Below are 23249 nucleotides of genomic sequence, written 5' to 3'. Positions count from 1 at the left end.
AAAAGGCGGAACCATTTGGCTTGCACGGCATCGTTATTCACGCGGGTGAAGGTGGCCTTGCAGGTGCGGCATCGCCATCGTTGGCGCCCAGCACTCGTTGTTCCGTGTTTCGTGCATGCCCCGCCGCAGACGGGGCATCGAGGATGATTTTTACTCATCCCCTCATCGTGAACCTAGGTGCCTAGCACACCGGCATGGCTTTGGCGGTATTTCATGGTCGAAGCTGGAATATCCCTCTGGATAAGTGAAATATTCCTAATATCAGCACGCCAGACCGGCTAGCCGTACAACCTCACCAACACATCCTGTCGTTTAAGCCTAATTCACAGTTGGAAGCCCTGATCTAAACGGAAAGTTGTCTGTGAATCCTCCTGCCGCGAGGGGGATAAGGCCGGAATCCGGACATGGGGTTGCTAGGATCTAGCGCGTGAATAAAGACAGCATCTCGCAGGAACAGTCGCCAGAAGGCGAGGGGGCCCACCCAGTACAGGGCGACGCCACCCAGCAAGGCAAAGAGGCGACTAAGAAAAAAGATATGCCGTGGCTGCTGGAAACCCTTCTGGTAGTGGCGACGGTTCTCGTGATCGTCGGACTATTCCAGAACTTTATCGGCCGGCAGTATGTGATCCCGTCGGGTTCGATGGAGCCGACCCTCCACGGCTGCGAGGGCTGCACGAATGACCGTATCTTTACAGAAAAGATCTCTTACTACGGTGACGGCGAGCCAGAACCAGGCGATGTCGTCGTATTCAAGGGCACCGAGGACTGGAATTCCAGCTACGTCTCACCGCGCTCGTCCAATCCGATCATTCATGGCGTGCAGGATGCGTTGAGCTTCGTATCCTTGGCACCGCCAGACGAAAACACCCTGGTCAAGCGAGTGGTCGCTACCGGCGGACAGACGGTGTCCTGCCAGGAGGGCGATTCTGCCGTCATGGTAGATGGCAAGCCCATCGAGCAAGACTATGTGCAAGACCCGCCAACGTACCCGGTAGATGAGTCGACCGGCTCGGAGGCCTGCGGTGGTCCGTACTTTGGTCCCGTCGAGGTCCCGGAGGGCAATATCTGGGTGATGGGCGATAACCGTACTGCTTCGGCCGATTCGCGCTACCACATGACCGACAAGTTCCACGGCACGGTTCCAGTAGAAAACGTCCGCGGCAAGGTGAAATTCGTATTCTGGCCGTTTACCCGCATTGGTGGGGTCGATGACCCGGACATTCAGGAATAAGCCTTCCTCCCAACGCCTGCGCACCCGGGATTTTCTCATCCCCGTGGTGGCAGGCTTTGTCCTGCTAGTGCTCCTGCAGGCGCTGGTGGGGCGGATGTATGTCATTCCTTCTGCTTCGATGGAACCGACCCTGCACGGGTGTGCCGGCTGCAAAAATGATCGCATTGCCGTGCAAAAGGTCAGCTACTACTTCACGGACCCCAAGCCTGGGGAGGTTGTGGTTTTTGAAGGGCCCGAGTCGTGGAATAACGAGTTTGAGGTCAATCGCTCGTCCAATATTTTTGTGCGCGGCGCGCAAAATGCCTTGGCGGCCGTAGGGCTGCTTCCTAATGGGGAAAATATCCTTGTCAAGCGCGTGATTGCTACCGGTGGGCAGACGGTGAGTTGTCAGGCTGGCGATCCTGCGGTCATGGTGGATGGAAAGCCCATTGACCAATCCTTCGTCCTCGATCCGCCGGAGATTCCCGTAGACCCCAGCGTGGGCTCGCAAGAGTGCGGCGGCGAGTATTTTGGCCCGGTCACCGTCCCCGAGGGAAACCTTTGGGTGATGGGGGATAATCGCACCAACTCCCTCGATTCCCGTGCACACTTGGGTGACCACCTGCAGGGCACCGTGCCGGTGGACAACGTCCGCGGGCGCGTCGAGGCCGTCATTTTGCCGCTTTCGCGTTGGGGTGGGGTGCAGCACCCGGAAATTTCGCATGCGGCGGCTTAAACAGCGACGCACCTACGAGGTTGCATTGAGCAAGGCCGGTTTAGGTCCGGTAGCCGGTGTGGATGAGGCTGGGCGCGGCGCCTGCTGTGGACCAATTACCATCGCGGCTTGTGTGATGCCTGATCGGCCAATCAAGGAGTTGGCGGAGCTTACTGACTCCAAGAAGCTCACCCCCAAACAGCGCGAGAAGCTTTTTCCACTCATTAAAAACAAGGCTGTGGACTGGTCTGTGGTGCATATTGGTGCGGGGGACATCGATAAGCGCGGCATCCAACACGCCAATATTTCCGGCATGCGCAGGGCAGTTGCGCGCCTGGAAGCACGTCCGGGCTATGTGCTTACCGACGCCCTCTTTATCCCCGGCCTCACCCAACCCCACCTGCCCATTATTGGCGGCGATGCGGCCGCGCGGTGTATCGCCGCGGCGAGTGTATTGGCCAAAGTCAGCCGCGACCACCTGATGCATGAGCTGGATGCGCGATACCCCGGCTACGGGTTAGGCAGCCATAAGGGGTACGGAACCAAGGCGCATGAGGCCGCAATTGCGGTGCTTGGAGCGTGTCCGGAGCACCGGATGAGCTACGAGAATGTCCGCCGCGCTCATGCGGAGTTTGCCGCGCGTGCCTAGCTAAAATCTAGCCTTTCTCGCGCTAAGCTAAAGCGAGCTAACCCACAACCTGGAGGTCCACCGTGAGTGCAGAGGAACTCGATAACTACGAGGCTGAGGTAGAGCTGTCCCTCTACCGCGAGTACCGGGACGTTGTCAGCCAGTTTTCCTATGTCGTTGAAACTGAGCGGCGCTTTTATCTGGCTAATGCGGTAGAGCTTATTCCGCATACCTCTGGGCCTGATGTCTACTACGAGGTGCGCATGTCTGATGCTTGGGTATGGGATATGTACCGCTCCGCGCGCTTTGTGCGCTACGTCCGCGTTATCACCTACAAGGACGTCAATATCGAGGAGCTGGATAAGCCGGAATTCATGATGCCGGAATAGTTTTGTCAAGCCGGCGCACAACGTGCCGCACCCTAGCTGTGGATAACAGCGCTGTAAAGCCAAGTTATCCACAGCTAGGGTCTTTTTGCTTTTGCGTCCCTTGTGTAGGCCCTTTCACCTGCGGTGTCCTGTGCTGGTCAATGAATTTCCCGAAGCACAAGGATAAACCGCAATGCACTTTAATTCAGAACACCGCTTGGCCACGAAGAAGCCTCGTCATAAACAAGTCTTAGGAAAAAGGGGAGAAGCCTTCGCAGCGCGCTATCTGCGCGAACGTGGGGCACAAATTATCGCTGCCAACGTCTCCTATCGAGTGGGAGAAATCGACCTCATCGCCCGGGAGCCAGACGGAACCATCGTCTTCGTTGAAGTTAAGACCCGCGCCAATTCTAGCTACGGGGTAGCTGAGGCCGTAACCCCGCAGAAGCTCGCGCGACTGCGTAAAGCCGCGGCGCAGTGGCTTGATGGAAAGCCACTATCTGAGGTGCGATTCGACGTCATTGCCCTGGTCGCGCGCGGGCAGGGGTTTGCGCTGGAACACTTCAAGGGGGTTGAAGATGGCTCTAGGTAATTGTTTGACCATGTCCCTCAACGGAGTCCTAGCTCAGTTGGTTGACGTGGAGGCGAACGTTGGCCATGGGCTGCCAGGGATACACGTTGTAGGTCAGACGGATACCGCAATCTCCGAATCCCGGGACCGGATCAAGACCGCAGCCTTTAATTCCCATCTGCCCTGGCCCAAGACCAAAGTGGTGGTCTCCATGTCCCCGGCTTCGCTTCCCAAATCCGGGTCCCACTTTGACCTACCCATAGCGCTTGCGATCCTCGCGGCACAGGCGGAGGCCGATTTCCCGTCTTATGGCAGTACTCCCTCACCCGCCCAACGTCTCCAGCGCACCTTGGTCCTAGGCGAGCTCGGACTCGACGGCTCCGTTCGATCTGTAGCAGGCATCATCCCTGCTCTTCTTGCCGCACGGGATCAGGGAATAACAACTCTTATCGTTCCGCCTGGCAATGCCGCCGAGGCGACTTTGGTGCCGGACATGGACGTACTGGTTGCTTCGTCGTTGAAGGAGGCTTTCGGCTGGGCCTGCGGTAATCGTGGGCTGCCGCAAGCTGGAAGTTTTTCGGGTTCCCTCAACCCCACGCCAGCGGCGGCATCGCGCCTCGACTTTAGCGATATTGCTGGTCAATCCAATGCGAAATGGGCTGCCGAGGTTGCGGCCGCCGGCGGCCACCACCTGATGATGATTGGGCCGCCTGGGTCAGGAAAATCCATGATCGCCTCGCGTCTGCCCACCATTCTGCCTACCCTTACCCCGGACCAGCAGGTCGAAACCACTGCAATTCATTCGCTGACCGGGACCCCAGGTGAGGTTATCGAGCGCGCCCCGTTCATCGCCCCGCATGCCTCGGTTACTCGGGCGGCATTACTTGGTGGCGGTTCCGGACATCCGCGCCCTGGTGCGGTGAGCTTGGCTCACAATGGTGTGCTCTTTCTCGACGAGGCCAGTGAGGTAGCCGCGCCGGTACTCGATGGTTTGCGTGCCCCGCTGGAGGAAGGACACGTGCGGTTGGCGCGCTCGCGCCGCGAGGTAACTTATCCTGCTCGCTTCCAATTGGTCATGGCGGCAAACCCGTGTAGGTGTGCGGCCGAAGACCCGTCCAAGTGCAGGTGCAATCCGCACGAGCGCATGAACTATCTATCCAACCTCTCCGGTCCGCTACGAGACCGTCTGGATATGGTGGTCACGCTAACGGGTCAGGCGGCAACGATTAACGCGGAGGGAGAAGAGGAATCCGCAGTTATCGCCGAGCGCGTCGCCGCGGCCCGTGAACGCGCCGCCGCGCGCTGGTGGGCGGATGGCATCACCGCGCGAACCAATGGCGAAGTCCCTTCGTCCTATTTGCGCCGAAAGAGACCGGCCGCCGAAGCCGCGATGGTCATGCTGTCCGCTTATTTGGCAGATGGCGAAATATCCCAGCGCGGAGTGGACCGCGTATTGAAGCTCTCCTGGACCCTGGCGGATCTAGCAGGAAAGGCGCAGCCGGATCTGGACGAAGTGGGGCGCGCGCTCGATCTACGCGGCTCAATTAATGTAGGGAGGCTCGCAGCATGAGCGAACTTGACCTCTCTACTCCTTATGCCACCTGGGTATACCTCAACCGAGTGGTGGAAGGTCCTTCTGCGGCGTTGCAGGCCTTGCTTACGCAGTACCCAGCTGAGGAAATCGCCCACGGAATCTTTCACCGTGCTGACTGGATAGGCCCGCTTTTGGCGCGCACGGCCTCTCGCTATGACTGGTTGCGGCAAGCCGAAGATATGGCGGCAGCCGAAAGGGTCGGGGCTCGGCTCATTACGGCAGAAAGCCCAGAGTGGCCCACAGAGGAGTTTGACTCTGCATTCGGCTTCTATCAGCACAGCGGGGAGGCCCCAGCTACTTTTGATGACCAAGCATTGCCGCCGCATAGCCTATGGGTGCGCGGTGCGCCATTGCAGGCAGAGGTTGCTCAAGCTGTAGCTATCGTCGGTACTCGTGCCATTTCTCGCTATGGCTGGCAGGCCACCCACAACGTCGTGTCCGGATTGGTTCAGCATGAATGGACTCCAATATCCGGCGGCGCGCTGGGAGTGGATACCGTCGCGCACGAAACCGCCCTGCACAACAACGGGCGCACGGTAGCCATAGCAGCGTGTGGCATCGATAGGGACTACCCAGCCCGCAATGCCAACTTATTCGCCAAGATTGCGGACAACGGTTGCATCATCTCTGAATTCGCGCCGGAAACCGCGCCGAAGCGCCACCGGTTCCTAACGCGGAATCGCTTAGTGGCAGCGCTGAGCCACGGCACAGTAGTTATGGAGGCCGCGTTTCGATCTGGTGCATTAAACACCCTTAACTGGGCAGAGGCGCTTGGGCGCGTTGCGATGGCGGTGCCGGGACCAATAACTACTAGCGGTTCGTTGGGCTGCCACCAGCGCATTCAAGAAGGCCGAGCACAGTTGGTTACCAGTGCCGATGAAATTCGCGCTTTAGTAAGTCGCGCCGGGGAAGTGGACCCAGGCGCACAGTACGAAATCAATTTTGCGGCAACCATGACCCAACGCCTCTCCCGCAATGAGTTGCGCGTCTTTGACGCGACGCCACCGCTAGGGCAGGAGAAAGCAACGGCAGAAGACATTGCCCGCGAAGCGGGATTCCGTTTACCGCTGACAGTTCACTTACTACTGGCACTGGAAAAGATGTGCGTTGTCGTCCGGCATGGCAATACCTGGGCGCGCCGGGAAACGGAATAAATGACACCTGCGTATGGCGAGTACACTGCTGTGGCATGAGTGAAGATGGTAAGTCCGCGAAGGCTCCGAAAGTTGAGGGGCAGATGGCTGAGGCCATTGAGGACTTCGCGGATTTCCAACTACATGTCAAAGGCCGCGCAGAAGCGACGGTGCGCGGGTATCGCTCCGACTTGCGCGACCTTGCACGCAGTGTGCCTACCTTCGCGGAGTTCGACCTGAATAGCCTGCGCCAATGGTTGGCAGAGGCTGTTGCGGAAGGAAAGTCGCGTTCCACTCTGGCACGGCGCACTGCGGCAGCGAAGGGTTTTTCTACTTGGGCAGTGCGCGAAGGGCACCTGAAGCGAGACGTTGCTGCCCGCCTAGTAACTCCTAAAGTGGGTCGTCATCTTCCCACGGTTCTTGCTCCGGAGCAGGCCGGCGAGCTAATGGGCAATGCGGTCTCTGCAGATGAAGTCCACTTCCTTCGCGATAGCGCCATCTTGGAGTTGCTCTACGCCTCCGGTATGCGCGTGGCGGAGTTGGTCCGGCTGGACTTAGGCGATATTGATTTTCAACGTGGTACCTTGCACGTCACCGGTAAGGGCAATAAGCAGCGCGTAGTGCCTTTCGGGCATGCAGCGGAAGACGCCTTAAAGCAGTGGATTGACAAAGGCCGTGGAGAAATCGCTGCGGCCGGTACTGAAGCGGTTTTTGTTGGCAGCAGGGGAGGGCGCATCGATCAACGCCAGGTGCGCCGCATTGTAGAAAAGGCCGCCAAAGTCACTGGTACACAGGGGCTTACCCCGCACGGGGTGCGCCACTCTGCCGCAACCCACCTTTTGGAAGGCGGGGCAGATTTGCGCGTAGTGCAAGAATTGCTGGGACACTCCTCGCTTAATACCACGCAGATTTATACCCACGTGTCCGCGCAGCGCTTGCAGCGCGTATACGACCAAGCCCATCCCCGAGCCTAAAGCGGTTTGAGGCGAATTACCGGCATATCCAGCAGAGTTAAAGGATCGATGTAGGTATCTTTTGCAATGAGCGCGCCCCAGTGCAGTCCGGGGTAGCCATCGACGGGATTGCCTAAACGGCCTATCACTTGGCCCTCGCGGACTTCTTGGCCCTGCTTTACGGAGCCGTGCACTGGCTGATACGTCGTTCTCACTCCATCCGCGTGGGCAATGGAGACAACTGGTTTGCCGGCCACTGTGCCCACAAAGGCGACTTCGCCGTCTTCGGCGGCTACCACCGGCGAGCCTACGGAAAGGGCCATGTCGACGCCGCGGTGGCCAGGGCTCCACTTTTGTTCTGGGGCGTCGAATCCGCGCAGTACCCGTGCCGGGCTAGGTTTGCCGGAGGCAGGGTCGACATAGGCCGTGGCGGGTGGGCAACACAGAATAAGAAGCGAAAGAAGGGTGAGGAAAGCGGCGGGGAGGAAGGCGGGGCGTCGGCAAGCGGGAAATGTGGAGGGGGAAAGAAACTGATTCATGGGCACAGTGTCCGCTGGAGGCAAGCGGCTGGGAAGTGAGTTCTCCTTTAGTTGTGGACAAACTGGGTTACATGGTGTGTTTGAGTCGGTTGTGACGATTGAGGCAAAATGGCTGCGGCGAAGTTGTGGATAAGCTGTCTTCGGTTTGGAAAAACCAGCGTAAGGGGATTATTCTTTGTGGCAGCAGTGTGTCCACCTCGTGGAGGCATTGACTACGCGCGGCGAAGTTGTCGCTTCCTGCTGGAAGGAAGAGACAGCCTGACGGTTGACGTGGTCCTTGGAAACAAGGTGTCAGCGGGGCCTTCGTTGCTAGGGTGCGGAATAAAACACCGCACAATTGGAAAACCGAAAGACAAGATAAAAGAAAGCGAGCGAATCATGGCAGTTGTAACCATGCGCGAGCTCCTCGACGCTGGTGTGCACTTTGGCCACCAGACCCGTCGCTGGAATCCGAAGATGCGTCGTTTCATCTTCACCGACCGTAACGGCATCTACATCATCGACCTGCAGCAGACGCTGACCTACATTGACGAGGCTTACGAGTTCGTCAAGGAAACCGTTGCACACGGCGGCACCATCCTGTTCGTTGGTACCAAGAAGCAGGCTCAGGAAGCAGTTGCTGAGGAAGCAACCCGCGTCGGTATGCCTTACGTCAACCACCGCTGGTTGGGCGGCATGCTCACCAACTTCCAGACCGTTTCCAAGCGTCTGAAGCGCATGAAGGAGCTTCAGGCAATGGACGAGCGTGAGGACGGCTACAAGGGCCGCACCAAGAAGGAAGTTCTCATGCTCAACCGTGAGCGCGCCAAGCTTGAGCGCGTTCTGGGTGGCATCTCCGATATGGCCAAGACCCCGTCCGCACTGTGGATTGTTGATACCAACAAGGAGCACATCGCGGTCAAGGAAGCTCACAAGCTGAACATCCCAGTTGTTGCCATCCTGGACACCAACTGCGACCCGGACGACGTTGACTTCCCGATCCCGGGCAACGACGACGCCATCCGCTCCACCAAGCTGCTCTCCGGCATCGTTGCCTCCGCTGTTGAGGAAGGCAAGAAGGCTCGTGAGGAGCGTCAGCTGGCTGCAGCTAAGGAAGCTGCCGGCGACTCCGCTGAGAAGGAAAAGCGTGACGCTGAGGCAGCTGCCGCAGCTTCCGACCCAGCTTCTGCGGAAAAGTCTGAGGAAGCATCCGCAGACAAGGCCGAGAAGTAGTCTTAACTTCTCGCTAGGAATCTTCCTTACCTGCGTTTAACTGAATACCCCACGCACTTTTGGTGTGGGGCAGCAAGGGAGTAATTCCTGCCCAAGGCTGTTTACCAACCCCCGCCACCGTGCTTTAACGGCGGCGGGGGTTGGTTTTATCTATGCTGGGGGCTGCTGAAACCAGCTCCACTTTCATGCATAGGTGGGAAAGGGGTGGTTTCTGCCACCCTAAAGCGGCGCGATTTCACCGCGTCGACTACGCTGTTTGAACGAACACTGTTTGATTTTCAAGGAGGATCGCCCCAACTATGGCGAACTACACTGCTGCAGACGTCAAGGCACTGCGCGAAGCTACCGGCTCCGGCATGCTCGATTGCAAGAAGGCTTTGGAAGAGTCCAACGGCGACTACGACAAGGCCGTTGAGTACCTGCGCATCAAGGGCGCTAAGAACGTCTCCAAGCGCGCTGACCGTGAGGCTACCGAGGGCCTCATCGCCGTTTCCGGCAACACCATGGTCGAGATCAACTGTGAGACCGACTTCGTTGCTAAGAACGAGGCTTTCAAGACCTTCGCAGCCAAGATTGCTGACGCTGCTGCTGAGGCCAAGGCAAACTCCGCTGACGAGCTCAACAACATTGAGATCGACGGCAAGAAGGTCTCCGAGGTCGTGGACGAGGAGTCCGCAAAGACCGGTGAGAAGCTGCAGGCACGCCGTGCAGTTACCGTAGAGGGCGACAACGTTGCCGTCTACCTGCACCAGCGTTCCGCTGACCTGCCGCCGGCAGTGGGCGTTCTGGTTTCCTACGAGGGCAGCGAGGAAGGCGCTCACGCCGCAGCACTGCAGATTGCTGCAATGAACGCTGAGTATCTTACCCGCGAGGACGTTCCTGCAGAGATCGTTGAGAAGGAGCGCGAGATCGCTGAGGCCACCACTCGTGAGGAGGGCAAGCCAGAGGCAGCCCTGCCGAAGATCGTGGAAGGCCGCCTGAACGGCTTCTTCAAGTCCATCGTTCTGCTGGAGCAGGCTTCCCTGTCTGATAACAAGAAGACCGTAAAGCAGGTTGCTGAAGAAGCTGGCACCACCATCACCGGCTTCGTTCGCTACGAGGTTGGCGCTTAAGCCCACCGCGCTTTAACAACTAGCCCACGAAGGACTATCCTTCGTGGGCTTTGTTGTGCGCTCACCGTGACGATTAGTGCGGCTTGACTGTCCCTAGGTGGGCCCGGCACGTAGCAATTGCCTAGTGACCTGCACCGGCAGGCGGTGTGAGGATGCGAAGGATATATGGGTAAGATAGGGCGGAGATTGAAACTGCCCCGCGTTAAGGAGACGAAGTAGGCGTGACTGCTGCAGATATTAAGCGAACCGGATACAAGCGAGTAATGCTGAAGCTGGGCGGTGAGATGTTCGGCGGCGGCAAGGTCGGTATCGACCCAGACGTGGTTGAAAACGTAGCCCGCCAAATCGCCGAGGTTTCCCGCCAAGGAATCGAGATTGCAGTGGTTATCGGCGGCGGAAACTTCTTCCGTGGCGCGGAGCTTTCCCAGCGCGGCATGGATCGTGCTCGCTCGGACTACATGGGCATGCTGGGCACGGTAATGAATTCCCTTGCATTGCAGGACTTCCTCAAGCAGCAGGGCGTCGACTGCCGCGTGCAGACCTCCATCAACATGGCGCAGATTGCCGAGCCGTACCTGCCGCTGCGCGCTGACCGCCACCTGGAAAAGGGCCGCGTGGTTATCTTTGGCGCCGGCATGGGCATGCCGTACTTCTCCACGGATACCACTGCCGCGCAGCGCGCCCTGGAAATTGGCGCCGAGGTTCTTTTCTTGGCCAAGGCAGTCGACGGAGTCTACTCCGATGACCCACGCACCAACCCGGATGCAGAACTGTACTCTGAAATCACTCCGCGTGAGGTCATTGAAAAGGGCCTCAAGGTTGCAGATGCCACGGCCTTTAGCCTGTGCATGGACAATGATATGCCGATTTTGGTCTTTAACCTGCTGGAGGAGGGCAATATCGCCCGCGCCGCAGGCGGCGAAGTTATCGGCACGCTGGTGCAGTCCTAATACTGTAAGGGCCGCGAACCTGCTACCTTTTTATACAGCCACCCCTATTCGTTTAAGGATGATTTAACCTCATGATCGATGAGATTCAGCTCGAAGCAGAAGAGCACATGACCGCTTCCGTCGAGCACACCCGCGAGCAGCTGGTGACCATTCGTACCGGCCGCGCGAACCCCACCATGTTCAACGGCTTGGTAGCCGAATACTACGGTGTACCTACCCCGATTACCCAGATGGCTACCATTTCCGTGCCGGAGCCGCGCATGCTGCTCATCAAGCCTTATGAGCAGTCCATGATTCATGAGATTGAAAACTCCATCCGTAACTCGGATTTGGGCGTGAATCCCACCAACGATGGTCAGGTTTTGCGCGTGACCGTTCCGCAGCTGACGGAGGAGCGCCGTAAGGAAATGGTGAAGCTGGCCAAGAGCAAGGGCGAGGACGGCAAGATTGCTATCCGTAATATCCGCCGCAAGGCCATGGAGCAGTTGAAGAAGCTGCAGAAGGACGGCGACGCCGGCGAGGACGAGGTCATCGCTGCGGAAAAGGAAATGGAAAAGATTACTTCCGGCTACATCGAGCAGGTGGACAAGCTGGTAGAAAATAAGGAAAACGAGCTGATGGAGGTCTAAGACCTCCCGTCATTGCCGCCGTGCCTGTCCCCGGCCGGCGGCGCTTTTTCTGTTCCGCGGTCTCCAGCTTCGAAGTTCGGGGTAGGGGCGAAGGCGCCGAAGAAGTCAACAGGGGCGCGAAAAGATGCAGCGAAAGGAGCCGGTCACGGTGAGTGACGCCATTAACCGCCGATTGCCACAGCCGAAGAATGGTGCAGGCCGCGATTTGCCGGCCGCTATCGGCGTTGGCGTAGGCCTTGGCGCACTTGTCGTGCTCGCCGTATGGGCCGGCCCGCTCGCGTGGTACGCGGTCGTCGCCCTTGCAGCTGGCGTTGCTATGTGGGAGGTGCTCAGCCGCCTGCGGGAGCATTCCTACTATATTCCGCGCACATTGCTCATTATTTTGGGCCAAGCCATGGTGTGGGTCTCGTGGCCACTGGGCGCGCCCGGGCTTGTGGCGGTCTATGTCACCGCTGTGCTGGCGCTTATGTTCGGCCGGCTTTTCCATAACGGTCGCCATCGCCCGCCAATTAACTACCTGCGCGATATGTCCGTCGGCATTTTTGTCCTGACGTGGATTCCGCTTTTTGCCACTTTCGCAGCCATGCTATCGCTGGTATCGACTCCGTTTGCCAGTGGTGCCGCTTCCATCGTGGTCTTCATGTTGTGCGTGGTGGCCTCCGATACTGGTGGCTATATCGCTGGCGTGATGTTTGGCTCGCACCCAATGGCCCCTGCAGTAAGCCCCAAGAAATCGTGGGAGGGCTTTGCCGGGTCCATCCTCTTTGGCGTGGTCACCGGAGCGCTTAGCGTGAAGTTCCTGCTCCATCACGATGCCTGGGTGGGTGGCCTGATGGGGCTTGGCCTTGTCATTTGCGCCACCTTGGGCGACTTGGTGGAATCACAGTTCAAGCGTGAGCTCGGAATCAAGGATATGTCGGCCTTGCTGCCAGGTCATGGCGGACTGATGGACCGTCTGGATGGCATGCTGCCTTCCGCCATGGTTACCTGGGTGGCCATTAGCTTCCTGGCAACGTTTACACCATAGGAGCAGCGGGTACGCGAAAGCCGCCTCTCCCCAATAGTCCGTCCTAAGAATGCAGGACAGGGGGAGAGGCGGCTTTTTGAGACTTATACCTGCTTAGCCTGCTTGCGAAGTTGGCGGCGCAACTCAAACATGCGCCAGCCACCGACTAGCGCCATGATGAGCGCTCCGCCAATGGCGAAGATGAGGAAAGCAATTCCGGCAGGGAACTCACCGGACCAGCCCAGGAAGTTCATGGGAACCTCGTGCTGGTTTTGCATGATGAAAACAATGAGAACAATCAGCAGCAGGAAACCTACGATGAGCGCGATCCACGTGCTGGCTGCGAAAGATCCCTTGGCTTTGCCGGAAGGCTGGGTGGAGTGAGAAGTAGAGTCAGAGACCGTCGGCTCTAGGCTAGGACCGGTTTCCCGTGCAGAAGTGTTTATCTCCGTCGAGGAGAGGTCTGCGTCGGAAGAAGAAAAGTCATCTGCGGGGTAATTCGGATTTGTCATGCATCCATTATTTCTTTAAACCTGTCGGTTATGCCACTTGGCACGGCTTTCAATTGGAAAAACCCACGCAGACCGTGGAAAGATGGGCAACATTATGGCTCAACCAGTGAAACTTAACTTCTCCGCCCCGCGCCGCGGACTTCCCCCTAAGCACTTCGCGGACCTGACCGAAAGCGAGCGCATTGATAAGCTCGCAGAAATTGGCCTGCCTAAATTCCGTGCAAAGCAGCTGGCTAAGCACTATTACGAGCACTATACCGACAATGTGGAGGATATGACCGATATCCCCGCCGGCAAGCGCGAAGCAGTCAAGGAAGCTTTCTTCCCTGAGCTCATGCAGCCTATCCGGACTACTTCCACGGATGACGGCGAGACCACTAAGTCTCTGTGGCGTTTGCATGATGGCACGCTGCTGGAGTCGGTTCTGATGCGCTACCCAGGACGCGCCACGTTGTGTATTTCTTCCCAGGCCGGCTGCGGTATGGCCTGCCCGTTCTGTGCTACCGGCCAGGGCGGTCTGGACCGCAACTTGTCTACGGGCGAGATCGTTGAGCAGTTCCGCCATGCTGCAGCCGCAATGGCAGCAGAAGGCGGCCGCCTGTCCAACGTGGTCTTTATGGGCATGGGTGAGCCACTGGCCAACTACAAGCGCGTGGTGCAGGCCGTGCGTCAGATTACCGGCCAGGAAGGTGCCGGCTTTGGTCTTTCCCAGCGCAACGTGACCGTGTCTACCGTGGGCTTGGCTCCGGCAATCCGTAAGCTGGCGGACGAGGATTTGGCCTGCACGCTCGCCGTTTCCTTGCACACTCCGGATGATGAGCTGCGCGATGGCCTCGTGCCGGTCAATAATCGTTGGTCCGTCGATGAGGTGCTCGATGCTGCGCGCTATTACGCGGATAAGTCTGCTCGCCGCGTGTCCATTGAGTATGCCCTGATTCGCGATAAGAATGACCAGGATTTCCGCGCGGATATGCTGGGCCGCAAGCTGCATCAGAAGCTGGGCTCCAAGGTTCACGTCAATGTCATTCCGCTGAACCCCACGCCGGGCTCGGAGTGGGATGCAGCCCCACAAGACCGCCAGGACGAGTTCGTGCGCCGCGTGCAGGCCCAGGGCGTTCCTTGCACGGTGCGCGATACCAAGGGCGATGAGATTGCGGCAGCGTGTGGTCAGCTCGCAGCGGATGAACGGGAAGATAAGTCCGCCTAACTGATAACATTGGCGGATATGATTATTCCGAATTATCCGCCGCTTGCAGATGACCCCACCGCGCAGGCCTTTGCCGTGCGCGGTCTGAATAAATCTTTCGCTGGACGCCCCGCGGTGTCGAATTTGAGCCTCGACATCCCGCGGGGCTCTATTTATGGCATCGTTGGCCCGAACGGCGCTGGCAAGACCACCATGCTGACCATGGCGTGTGGCCTGCTGCGCCCCGATAGCGGTGAGGCGTTCATCGCCGGGCACAATACGTGGCAGGAACCGATTGCGGCCAAGGCGGCCATGGGCCTGCTCATTGATGGTGCTCCCGTCTTTGACCGCTTGTCAGGCCCAGAGTACCTGTATTATCTAGGCGCATTGCGCAGCATGAACCAAGCCGAGGTGGAGCACCGCAGTGCACAGCTGCTGGATGCCTTGCAGCTTGCCGACGCCGCCGATAAACCCATCGCGGACTATTCCGCAGGCATGACTAAGAAGATCCTTTTGGCAGGTGCGCTTTTGCATAATCCGGAAGTCGTGATCCTCGACGAGCCTTTGGAAGCGGTGGACCCGGTCTCTGGCCAGCTCATTCAGGAGCTCTTGCGCGCCTATGCCGCCCGCGGTGGCACCGTAATCCTGTCTTCACACGTCATGCAATTGGTGGAGGGCTTGTGTGATCATGTGGCCATTATCGCGGGAGGACAGGTGCTATCTGCTGGCCATGTGGAGGAGGTGCGCCAAGGGGGTAGCCTGACGGATGCCTTCATTCACTTTGCCGGTGGGCGTGACTTTGATGCGGGCTCTTTCGATTGGCTGCGCCGTGAAGGCGGCGAGCCGCAGCGCGGGGAAGGGGAGGCGTAAGCTCAATGACTTCGACGCTCCTCAAGCTGCACCGCACACTGTGGGCGCGCAATCTCAAGGCGAATGCCGCGGCGATCATGATCCCTATCTGTCTACTGCTCTACGGACTCATCGGCCTTGCGTCGCTAGGAGCTCTTGCTGCGGCAGATATCTCCATTGGAACTGGGAACGTGCAAGCCCTTACCGTGGCCCCTGCTGTAGGCACGCTTGCCTTTATCGTTATCACCCTCATCATGCCCAGCGGGGAGAATCAGCTTTCTGCCCGTGAGCTCTCCGCGTTGCCGGTGCGGTTAAAAGACATCACACCGGCACTAGCTATTGCCTCAGTACTTAATCTGCGAGCACCTGTATCTGTCCTTCTCTCCATCGCCTATGCGGTGGCGGGAAGTGTGATCTTGGCGGCCAATGGTAAGGCATTGTTTATCCTGCCCTTCTGCCTGGGCATGCTCTTTGCCTTAGTTCTGACGCTGGTTCTAGTGGACCTCGCGGTCTACGCCGGGGCTACTGTCGCGGAGCTAAGCTCGACCACTCTCAAAGTATTGGGTGTGCTGGCGGTGTTCTTGCTCATCTTTGGTTCGAATCGGCTTGCTTCCCTCGCTGGCTCTGACTTCCCATTGGGAACTGTGGGCGAGGGTCTGGCGTGGACGCCCGTAGGCGCACCTGTGGGCTGGGCGCTCGCGCTCGCCCAAGGCGAACCAGTAGTGGCCTTATTGCAGTTTCTCATCGCCGCGGCGTCGCTGGGCGCAGCCATCTGGGCGTGGCACCGGTTGCTGCGCCTGCAGTTCGAGCGCCGCACACTCTTCACGCCGGCGCACCAACGCCGCGAAAAGGCCAAAGGGATAAGCCGCTTTTCCTTGGGCACCTTTTCCTATCGCGGTCCGGCTGCGATGGAATTTACGCGCTCGCTGCGCTACATCTTCCGCGACTCTCGCCTAATCGGCACCATCATCATGCAGCCGATTTTGGCAATGGTTTTTATCATTCAGGGCTTTACTACTGATTCCGTCATGCCTTCTATAGGAGTGCTATTTCTGGGACTCTTCGGCGGAATTGTAGCCACTAATGATTTTGGCTACGACGGTCCAAGCCTGTGGGTAAAGATGGCCGCCCCAGTTCGTCCGCGCACGTTTCTCTACGCGCGGCACTGGGCCCACTTGGCGCCCACAGCCATAACCTTCGTCCTTTCAGCGGCGGTGCTTTTCGCAGTGAGCGCCGACAAAGCGCTCACCGGGTGCTTGATGGTGGTCGCACTGGGAATTTTCATTTCTTCTGCAGGATTGTCATTGCTGCTATCCACCTTTAATCCCTTTGCCACCGCGCGGCCCGGTGGCAGTATGTGGGCAGATAAATCCGGCTACTCGGCCAGTTCCTTCTTAAGCGCCATTTTGAATTTGTTTATTGGCTGGACGCCGATTATCCCTGGCGTCATTCCAATGGCCATCGGCTACGGCTCGAATATGGTACTGGTTGCGCTGGGGTTTATCCTCGTCATCGCGGTTCCAGTTGCGTGTTATATCGTTGCCCTCCGGGTAAGCGGAAAACGCGTGGACAACTCCCTGCCTGAGATTTACGCCAAGGTGGGGCACTGGGTGTCTTAATCCTCCGGCCCCCGCGACAGTGGCCGCATCGCTGCCCTCCCAGGGCGCGGTTGGGTCCGTGGGGCTGGGAGTGGGGCCTAAACGACCGAATGTGTTGGTGAGTAGGAGGGGGGCGTCGCCAAGCGGAGGCATAAAGAAACCGCCGACCTTCGCGGGGAAGGGCGGCGGTAGCTAAAGCGTACTAAAAGCTTAGAGCGTGTGCTTGCCGGAGGAAACCGGGGTGGCGTTGTTGGTGCCTGGCTCAACGCGCAGGTGAGAAACGCGGGAAGGCTCAATGTTGAGCGCGCGCAGCTGGGAATCGGTCAGCTCGGCGTATGCGCCGGTGCTGGTCTTCTGGTCGTAGACCCAGTCCGGCTCCTGGTGGCCCACCGGCTGGTTGCGGGCGGTCACGGTGCGCACCTGGTGCAACTTAGGCTGGAAAGCGTGGATGAGCAGGCCAACAGCGAGCAAGATAGCCAAGGCAATGAGCCAGATGGTCTCAACGTGGCCCTTGTGGTTACCAAAGTTGTAGGCAAGCAGGAACAGGACAGAGATCCAACCGGCGATCTGTACGCCAGAGCGGCTGATGCGGGACCAACCGAATCCTGCGGATGGAACGTCCTCAGTAGATACACCGTCAAATACCTGCGGTACCGGCTTGTGGGAAGACACTTGCTCTCCTTCGCTTCTGCGTGTGTCCGTCTGTGCGATGGGCATGCGGGCACACCAATGCCATTTGTCTGCTACACATTCTAAAACATCGCACCTGAGATGGCGATTAAACACCCCCGTCGCAGTGCGGCGTACCTGCCGCGCCCGCGCAATGGTGGTGGGCGCTAGGGTGGAGGCGTGACTACTCAGCGAATACTCATTCTTGGTTCCACCGGTTCAATCGGCACGCAGGCTCTGGAAGTCATTGCGGATAATCCCGATAAATTCGACGTCGTGGGAATCGCTGCGGGTGGCTCCAACCCGCAGCTCATCATCGAACAAGCCCGTAGCCTCAACCTTTCGTTTGACCACGTTGCCGTGGCCAACGAGGAGGCCGCGGCCGAGGTGTCGGCCGCTCTAGGCGGTTCGGTTTTGAGTGGCGCCGACGCTGCAGAGCACCTAGTGCGCTCGGCCCCGGCCGATACGGTACTCAATGCCTTGGTGGGTTCTTTGGGGCTCAAGGCCACCGTGGCCACCCTGGAGATGGGCGAGTATTTAGCCTTAGCCAATAAGGAATCCCTCGTCGCGGGCGGCACGCTGGTTACGCAAAAGGCGCGCCCTGGCCAGATTATCCCTGTGGACTCGGAACATTCCGCCATGGCGCAGTGCCTGCGTGCCGGCGAGGAAGGGGAGCTGGATAAGCTCGTCCTTACCGCCTCAGGCGGCCCCTTCCGCGGTTGGTCGCGCGAAGAAATGTGGGACGTGACCCCTGAGCAGGCAGCGCAGCACCCTACGTGGTCGATGGGGCAGATGAATACCCTCAACTCCGCCACCCTCATTAACAAGGGCCTAGAGCTGATTGAAGCCACCCTGCTCTTTGACATCGCACCTGAGCGCATCGACGTCACCGTGCACCCGCAGTCCATCATTCACTCCATGGCCACCTTCAAGGATGGCTGCACCATCGCCCAGGTCTCACCGCCATCAATGAAGCTGCCTATTTCGTTGGCGTTGAATTGGCCGCACCGCGTCCCAGGAGCCCAGCCGTCCTTGGATTTTGCGCAGGCACACGATTGGCGTTTTGAGCCGCTTGACGATGCCGCCTTTCCCGCCGTCAACCTCGCCCGCCGGGCCGCGGCCGAGGGAACAGGGGTCATCTACAACGCCGCCAATGAGGAAGCAGCGGCCGCGTTCTTGTCCGGGCGCATCCATTTCCCGGAGATCGTGGACGTCGTGGGCACGATCCTTGATTCCGCATCCGAGTTTACTGGTGTAGTCTCTAGCCTCGATGAAATCCTCGCGGTAGAAGGCGAGGCGCGCAGGCGCGCGAATGCGCTGATTGATTCGCTGGCTGACTAGAAAGCTTTCACACCATGGCAAACTTGCTGGGCATTGTGTTTTTCGCCCTTGGCATCGGGCTCACCGTAGCGTTGCACGAAGCAGGCCATATGCTCACCGCGCGTGCCTTTGGCATGCGCGTGCGCCGTTATTTTATTGGCTTTGGGCCGCGCTTATTTTCCTTCCGGAAGGGCCACACGGAATATGGGCTTGCGGCCTTCCCGGTAGGCGGGTTTTGCGATATCGCTGGCATGACGGCCCAGGACGAATTCCTCACCGAGGAAGAAGAGCCCCATGCGATGTATAAAAAGCCGTGGTGGCAGCGCATAATCGTGATGGCCGGCGGCATCGGTGTCAACCTGATTTTGGGCTTTGTCATCCTTTACTTTGTGGCGATGACGGCCGGTCTACCCAACCCGGATGCTGACGTGCGCCCGCGCGTGGGGGAGGTGACCTGCTCGGCCAACCAGAAGCCGAACCAAGAATTGGAAAAGTGTACGGGTGAAGGCCCCGCTGGAAAGGCCGGCGTGCAGGAGGGCGATATCGTCGTGGCCCTCGATGGCCAGAAGCTGGATTCTTTTACCCAGCTGCGCGATGAGGTAATGCAGCGCCCCGGTGAGACCATTACGCTGACGGTGGAGCGCGGTGGGGAAGAAAAGGACTTCCCGGTTCACCTCGATACGGTCAAGCGGTTGAACCAAGACGGCGAGCTAGTGGATGCTGGCTCGATCGGGCTGAGCAATCAGCTAATTGATGTCGTCGAAAAGCACGGCGCCGTCGACGCCCTGCCGGCAACCTGGCGCTTTAGCACCTACTCGCTGAGCGCAACGATCGACGGGCTGAAGCAATTCCCGGGCAAAATTCCGGGTGTGGTGGCCTCCATCTTCGGCCACGAACGCGAGGCCGATGGCCCGATGTCCGTCGTCGGCGCTTCCCGCGTGGGCGGCGAATTGGCGGAGCGCTCCCTGTGGTCGATGTTCTTTATGATGCTGGCCACGCTGAACTTCTTCCTCGCGCTCTTTAACCTGATTCCGTTGCCACCTTTTGACGGCGGACATATCGCCGTCATCATCTATGAAATGCTGCGCGATGGCATCCGCAAAATGGCGGGCAAGCCAGCTCTGGGCCCGGCCGATTACACCAAGTTGATGCCGGTGACCTATGTGATGGCCGCGCTGCTAATGGGCGTTGGGGCTATCGTTATTGTCGCCGATGTGGTTAACCCCATTCGGCTATTTGGCTAGCCGCCGCAGCCCCCGCTGCGTGCACTTCAGGCATAAAGCAAGCAGTGCTAGAGTGGGGGCGTTAATCACCCACCGTATGTATTTACTGTGCTTCAGCAAGGAGAATTCATGTCGACCCCCATCGGTCTAGGAATCCCAGACGGCCCACCACCAGTCCTGCACCCGCGCCGCAAGACTCGTCAGCTGCAGGTGGGCCCGGTCGGCGTCGGCTCTGACTCGCCCATCTCGGTGCAGTCAATGACCAATACCAAGACGCACGACATTAACGGCACACTGCAGCAGATCGCGCAGCTGACCGCTTCCGGCTGCGATATCGTGCGCGTGGCTTGCCCTAAGCCCATCGACGCGGAGGCACTTCCGGCCATTGCCAAGAAGTCTCCGATCCCGGTGATTGCGGATATCCACTTCCAGCCGAAGTACATCTTCCAGGCCATCGACGCTGGTTGCGCCGCCATCCGCGTGAACCCAGGCAATATCCGCGAGTTTGACGGCCGCGTGAAGGAAGTTGCTAAGGCAGCAGGCGATGCCGGCATTCCCATCCGCATCGGCGTGAATGGTGGCTCCTTGGATAAGCGCCTGCTGGAAAAGTACGGCAAGGCCACCCCGGAGGCACTCGTCGAGTCCGCTATTTGGGAGGCTGGCCTCTTTGAGGAGCACGGTTATGGCGATATCGCTATTTCCGTTAAGCACTCCGATCCGGTTTTGATGGTGGAGGCATACCGCCAGCTGGCGGAAAAGACTGATTACCCGCTGCACCTTGGCGTGACCGAGGCTGGTCCGAAGTTCATGGGCACCATCAAGTCTTCGGTTGCCTTCGGCGCACTGCTGGCAGAGGGCATTGGCGATACCATTCGCGTGTCCCTGTCCGCTCCGCCGGTAGAGGAAATCAAGGTGGGCGACCAGATTCTGCAGTCGCTCAACCTGCGCCCGCGCAAGCTGGAGATCGTCTCCTGCCCGTCCTGCGGCCGCGCCCAGGTGGACGTCTACAAGCTGGCGGAGGAAGTTACCGCCGGCTTGGACGGCATGGAGTTCCCGCTGCGCGTTGCCGTGATGGGTTGTGTTGTCAACGGCCCAGGCGAGGCCCGCGATGCTGATCTCGGCGTTGCTTCCGGCAATGGCAAGGGGCAGATCTTTGTTAAGGGCGAGGTCGTTCGCACCGTGCCGGAAGACAAGATCGTGGAAACCCTCATTGAAGAGGCCATGCGCATTGCCGATGAGCAGGGTATGGAAGCCGTGGAAGGCGCCAAGGCTGAGGTTCGCGTAACCCAGTAATTTACCCACTTTGAGCAGACTGCCCCGCACTTCGGTGTGGGGCAGTCTTTTTTGGCGCTTGCGCTGCTAGAGTGCCAAGACATGAAGAAGTTGGTCGCGCTGGTTGCAACTATCACGCTCGCCTCCACCAGCGTGGTTTCCTGTACTCCGAAGCCGGTTTCAGCCGAGCCGGTCGCGGAAGAATTCCTCCAGGGGATGGAGTCCCGGAATAATGACGGTTTAGCCGCGCTTACCGACGCCCCCTCGGACGCCACCTCCGCTCTCGATGCCACCTACTCCGGCCTGCAGGCCGAGGGGCTCGACATGGAGCTTGAAGGCGTGGACCAGGATGAGAACCTCGCCACGGCGAACTACAAGGTCACCTGGGATCTGCCCAAGGATCGTACCTTGAGCTATGACACGCAGATGACGTTGACCAAGACTGAGGATGAGTGGACGGTGCGGTGGAAGCCGAGCCTTATCCACCCCGACCTGGGAGCAAATCAGCACCTGGAATTGCGCGCGCTGGAGGCAGAGCGCGCCAGCGTGGTTTCTTCCAACGGGGTGGAATTGATGAGCCCGGGGCTGAATTACCGGCTGGTGGTAGATACCAGCTCGCTGGATGATGTGCGGCCCACCGCTTCCAAGATCAGCGGCGCACTGGCTGCCGCCCATAGCCAGGATGACTCCATTGCGGAGATGGATGCCAAGGACCTGGCCAAAAAATTAGAGGATGCAGACGGCTCCTTTTCCGTCACGATGTTTACGGAAGATCAAGCCAAGGCTGTGCGCCCCAAGGTGGAAGGCATGGATGGCGTGCGCCTCAATGAAGAACCGGCTCTGGTCACCCGCGACCGTGGGCTGGCACCCGATCTGATGTCGCGTGTGCGCTCCGCGGTCCAGGATGAGGTCGATGGCCAAACCGGCTGGTCCATTTCTGTGGTCAATGAAAATGGTGCGGCGCTCTCTGATGTGGAAAAGCACGACCCTGATGCGGCACCGTCGATCAAGGTAGGTCTGGACTACGATGTGCAGCGTGCCGCGCAGGAGGCGGTCAATGAGCGTGCCGATTCCCAGGCCATGCTCGTAGCCATCCGCCCCTCCAACGGCGATATCTTGGCCGTGGCCCAAACCGAGAAGGCCGATGAAGATGGCGACGTAGCCCTCCAAGGCCAGTACCCGCCGGGCTCGGTGTTCAAGATTCTCACCGCCGCGGCTGGCGTAGAAAAGCAGGGGCTTAATACCGATACCATCGTTCCGTGCCCGGGCACCATGGATATCTTTGGCCGCGTGGTGACCAACTATAATGCCTTCGCCCTAGGCAGCGTTCCGCTCAGCCAAGCCTTTGCACAATCGTGCAACACTACTTTCGCGGATATCTCCACCAAGCTTAAGCCTGGTGAGTTGAAAGACATGGGAAAGAAGTTTGGCTTCGGCGTGGAATACGATATCCCAGGTCTTACTACCATTACCGGTTCCATTCCGGAGGGCAAAGAACCACTCGAGCGCACTGAAGCTGGCTATGGACAGGGTTACGACTTGGCTAGCCCTTTCGGCATGGCTCTTGTCTCCGCAACGGTTGCTAATGGCAAGACGCCTACGCCCACGCTTATCGAAGGCCACGAAACCAAAGCCTCCGATAAGCCGCAGCAGATTTCGAAGCCTGTGCTAGATAACGTCCGCGGCATGATGCGCCAAGTAGTCACCAACGGTACTGCCCGCAGCATGGCAGCGGGTGGCACGATTTACGGCAAGACCGGTGAGGCCGAGATTAATGAAGGTTCGCACGCCTGGTTTACCGGCTACCGCGAAGAAGACGATATTGCCTTTGCCACCCTCGTGGTCTTGGGCGGCGGCTCCGATGTCTCGGTCAATATCACTAGCAATTTCTTGCAGAAGGTCGATGACTACCGGTCCGGACCGCACGAGGGTGCGGCTCCGCCGGCCGAAGGGTAGAAACCCCGCCTGCCCTCGTGACCCCGGCTGCTGCATTACGGGCG

Annotated in this window: 23 protein-coding genes and 1 pseudogene; 20 read left to right on the top strand and 4 right to left on the bottom strand. The window is 58.9% G+C overall.

What is annotated here, in order from left to right; all coding sequences use genetic code 11:
* Positions 1-158 (bottom strand): annotated as a pseudogene (locus MHY24_RS03595) (transposase); the annotation flags it as partial.
* 269 nt (positions 159-427) lie between these two features.
* Between MHY24_RS03595 and lepB (MHY24_RS03590) the strand changes: the two are divergent.
* The 8 genes from lepB (MHY24_RS03590) (at position 428) to MHY24_RS03555 (ending at position 7193) form a co-directional block, all read left to right on the top strand.
* Positions 428-1231 carry a signal peptidase I gene (gene lepB, locus MHY24_RS03590; RefSeq protein WP_239193104.1) on the top strand — a complete coding sequence of 268 codons (804 nt, stop codon included), beginning with the start codon at positions 428-430 and terminating at the stop codon, positions 1229-1231.
* Complete coding sequence (gene lepB / locus MHY24_RS03585) at positions 1209-1946, top strand: signal peptidase I (RefSeq protein WP_239228376.1); 738 nt, start codon at positions 1209-1211, stop codon at positions 1944-1946. Before lepB (MHY24_RS03590) ends, lepB (MHY24_RS03585) begins: the two co-directional genes overlap by 23 nt.
* Complete coding sequence (locus tag MHY24_RS03580; protein WP_239228375.1) at positions 1933-2574, top strand: ribonuclease HII; 642 nt, start codon at positions 1933-1935, stop codon at positions 2572-2574. The genes lepB (MHY24_RS03585) and MHY24_RS03580 overlap by 14 nt, the downstream gene beginning before the upstream one ends.
* A 62-nt stretch (positions 2575-2636) precedes the next feature.
* On the top strand, positions 2637-2942 hold the full coding sequence (locus MHY24_RS03575) for a DUF2469 domain-containing protein (protein ID WP_005325239.1): 306 nt from the start codon (positions 2637-2639) through the stop codon (positions 2940-2942).
* Between the two features lie 172 nt (positions 2943-3114).
* Positions 3115-3513: a YraN family protein gene (locus MHY24_RS03570; protein ID WP_239228374.1), complete on the top strand. Its 399-nt coding sequence runs from the start codon at positions 3115-3117 to the stop codon at positions 3511-3513.
* Positions 3500-5062: a YifB family Mg chelatase-like AAA ATPase gene (locus tag MHY24_RS03565; RefSeq protein WP_239228373.1), complete on the top strand. Its 1563-nt coding sequence runs from the start codon at positions 3500-3502 to the stop codon at positions 5060-5062. The genes MHY24_RS03570 and MHY24_RS03565 overlap by 14 nt, the downstream gene beginning before the upstream one ends.
* A complete protein-coding gene (gene dprA / locus MHY24_RS03560) occupies positions 5059-6240 on the top strand; it encodes a DNA-processing protein DprA (protein ID WP_239193096.1) in 1182 nt (393 codons plus the stop codon). The genes MHY24_RS03565 and dprA overlap by 4 nt, the downstream gene beginning before the upstream one ends.
* A 35-nt stretch (positions 6241-6275) precedes the next feature.
* Positions 6276-7193, top strand: coding sequence for a tyrosine recombinase XerC (locus tag MHY24_RS03555; RefSeq protein WP_239228372.1), 918 nt, complete (start codon positions 6276-6278; stop codon positions 7191-7193).
* Here MHY24_RS03555 and MHY24_RS03550 read toward each other — a convergent pair.
* Complete coding sequence (locus tag MHY24_RS03550) at positions 7190-7711, bottom strand: M23 family metallopeptidase (RefSeq protein WP_239228371.1); 522 nt, start codon at positions 7709-7711, stop codon at positions 7190-7192. The genes MHY24_RS03555 and MHY24_RS03550 overlap by 4 nt on opposite strands.
* A gap of 378 nt (positions 7712-8089) precedes the next feature.
* Here MHY24_RS03550 and rpsB point away from each other — a divergent pair, with 378 nt between their 5' ends.
* From rpsB to MHY24_RS03525, 5 genes are all read left to right on the top strand, one after another.
* Entirely contained in the window at positions 8090-8923 is an 834-nt protein-coding gene (gene rpsB, locus MHY24_RS03545; RefSeq protein WP_005325233.1) for a 30S ribosomal protein S2, read from the top strand.
* A gap of 299 nt (positions 8924-9222) precedes the next feature.
* On the top strand, positions 9223-10035 hold the full coding sequence (gene tsf, locus MHY24_RS03540) for a translation elongation factor Ts (protein ID WP_005325225.1): 813 nt from the start codon (positions 9223-9225) through the stop codon (positions 10033-10035).
* A gap of 263 nt (positions 10036-10298) precedes the next feature.
* The gene (pyrH, locus tag MHY24_RS03535; protein WP_023027755.1) at positions 10299-10985 is read left to right on the top strand and encodes a UMP kinase; all 687 of its coding nucleotides are present in this window, start codon (positions 10299-10301) and stop codon (positions 10983-10985) included.
* 71 nt (positions 10986-11056) lie between these two features.
* Positions 11057-11614: a ribosome recycling factor gene (frr, locus tag MHY24_RS03530; protein ID WP_005325221.1), complete on the top strand. Its 558-nt coding sequence runs from the start codon at positions 11057-11059 to the stop codon at positions 11612-11614.
* A gap of 124 nt (positions 11615-11738) precedes the next feature.
* Complete coding sequence (locus MHY24_RS03525) at positions 11739-12641, top strand: phosphatidate cytidylyltransferase (protein ID WP_239193090.1); 903 nt, start codon at positions 11739-11741, stop codon at positions 12639-12641.
* Between the two features lie 83 nt (positions 12642-12724).
* Here the strand turns inward: MHY24_RS03525 and MHY24_RS03520 are convergent, their stop codons facing one another.
* Positions 12725-13132 (bottom strand): lipopolysaccharide assembly LapA domain-containing protein, encoded by a 408-nt coding sequence (locus MHY24_RS03520; RefSeq protein ID WP_239193088.1) that lies wholly within the window; start codon positions 13130-13132, stop codon positions 12725-12727.
* A gap of 82 nt (positions 13133-13214) precedes the next feature.
* Here MHY24_RS03520 and rlmN point away from each other — a divergent pair, with 82 nt between their 5' ends.
* The 3 genes from rlmN to MHY24_RS03505 are packed head-to-tail and all read left to right on the top strand — an operon-like array spanning position 13215 to position 16786.
* Positions 13215-14339 (top strand): 23S rRNA (adenine(2503)-C(2))-methyltransferase RlmN, encoded by a 1125-nt coding sequence (rlmN, locus tag MHY24_RS03515; protein ID WP_239228370.1) that lies wholly within the window; start codon positions 13215-13217, stop codon positions 14337-14339.
* Positions 14340-14357: 18 nt separating this feature from the next.
* Positions 14358-15188 (top strand): ABC transporter ATP-binding protein, encoded by an 831-nt coding sequence (locus MHY24_RS03510; protein WP_239193084.1) that lies wholly within the window; start codon positions 14358-14360, stop codon positions 15186-15188.
* 5 nt (positions 15189-15193) lie between these two features.
* Positions 15194-16786, top strand: a complete 1593-nt coding sequence (locus MHY24_RS03505) for a hypothetical protein (RefSeq protein ID WP_239228369.1) — start codon at positions 15194-15196, stop codon at positions 16784-16786.
* A 189-nt stretch (positions 16787-16975) separates the two neighbouring features.
* Here the strand turns inward: MHY24_RS03505 and MHY24_RS03500 are convergent, their stop codons facing one another.
* Positions 16976-17482: a DUF2631 domain-containing protein gene (locus tag MHY24_RS03500; protein WP_239228368.1), complete on the bottom strand. Its 507-nt coding sequence runs from the start codon at positions 17480-17482 to the stop codon at positions 16976-16978.
* A 132-nt stretch (positions 17483-17614) separates the two neighbouring features.
* Between MHY24_RS03500 and dxr the strand changes: the two genes are divergently transcribed.
* The 4 genes from dxr to MHY24_RS03480 all read left to right on the top strand — a co-directional run bounded on the left by dxr (position 17615) and on the right by MHY24_RS03480 (position 23205).
* Complete coding sequence (gene dxr, locus MHY24_RS03495; protein ID WP_239194853.1) at positions 17615-18775, top strand: 1-deoxy-D-xylulose-5-phosphate reductoisomerase; 1161 nt, start codon at positions 17615-17617, stop codon at positions 18773-18775.
* Between the two features lie 14 nt (positions 18776-18789).
* Positions 18790-19998, top strand: coding sequence for an RIP metalloprotease (locus tag MHY24_RS03490; protein WP_239194899.1), 1209 nt, complete (start codon positions 18790-18792; stop codon positions 19996-19998).
* A 108-nt stretch (positions 19999-20106) separates the two neighbouring features.
* Positions 20107-21270 (top strand): flavodoxin-dependent (E)-4-hydroxy-3-methylbut-2-enyl-diphosphate synthase, encoded by a 1164-nt coding sequence (gene ispG, locus MHY24_RS03485; protein ID WP_179386645.1) that lies wholly within the window; start codon positions 20107-20109, stop codon positions 21268-21270.
* A gap of 81 nt (positions 21271-21351) precedes the next feature.
* Entirely contained in the window at positions 21352-23205 is a 1854-nt protein-coding gene (locus tag MHY24_RS03480) for a penicillin-binding transpeptidase domain-containing protein (protein WP_239228367.1), read from the top strand.
* Positions 23206-23249: the final 44 nt, after the last annotated feature.

This window comes from Corynebacterium sp. ACRPQ (genome assembly GCF_022347225.1).
GTDB classification, from domain to species: Bacteria; Actinomycetota; Actinomycetes; order Mycobacteriales; family Mycobacteriaceae; genus Corynebacterium; species Corynebacterium tuberculostearicum_D.
This window is presented reverse-complemented; position numbering and strand designations above follow the sequence as displayed.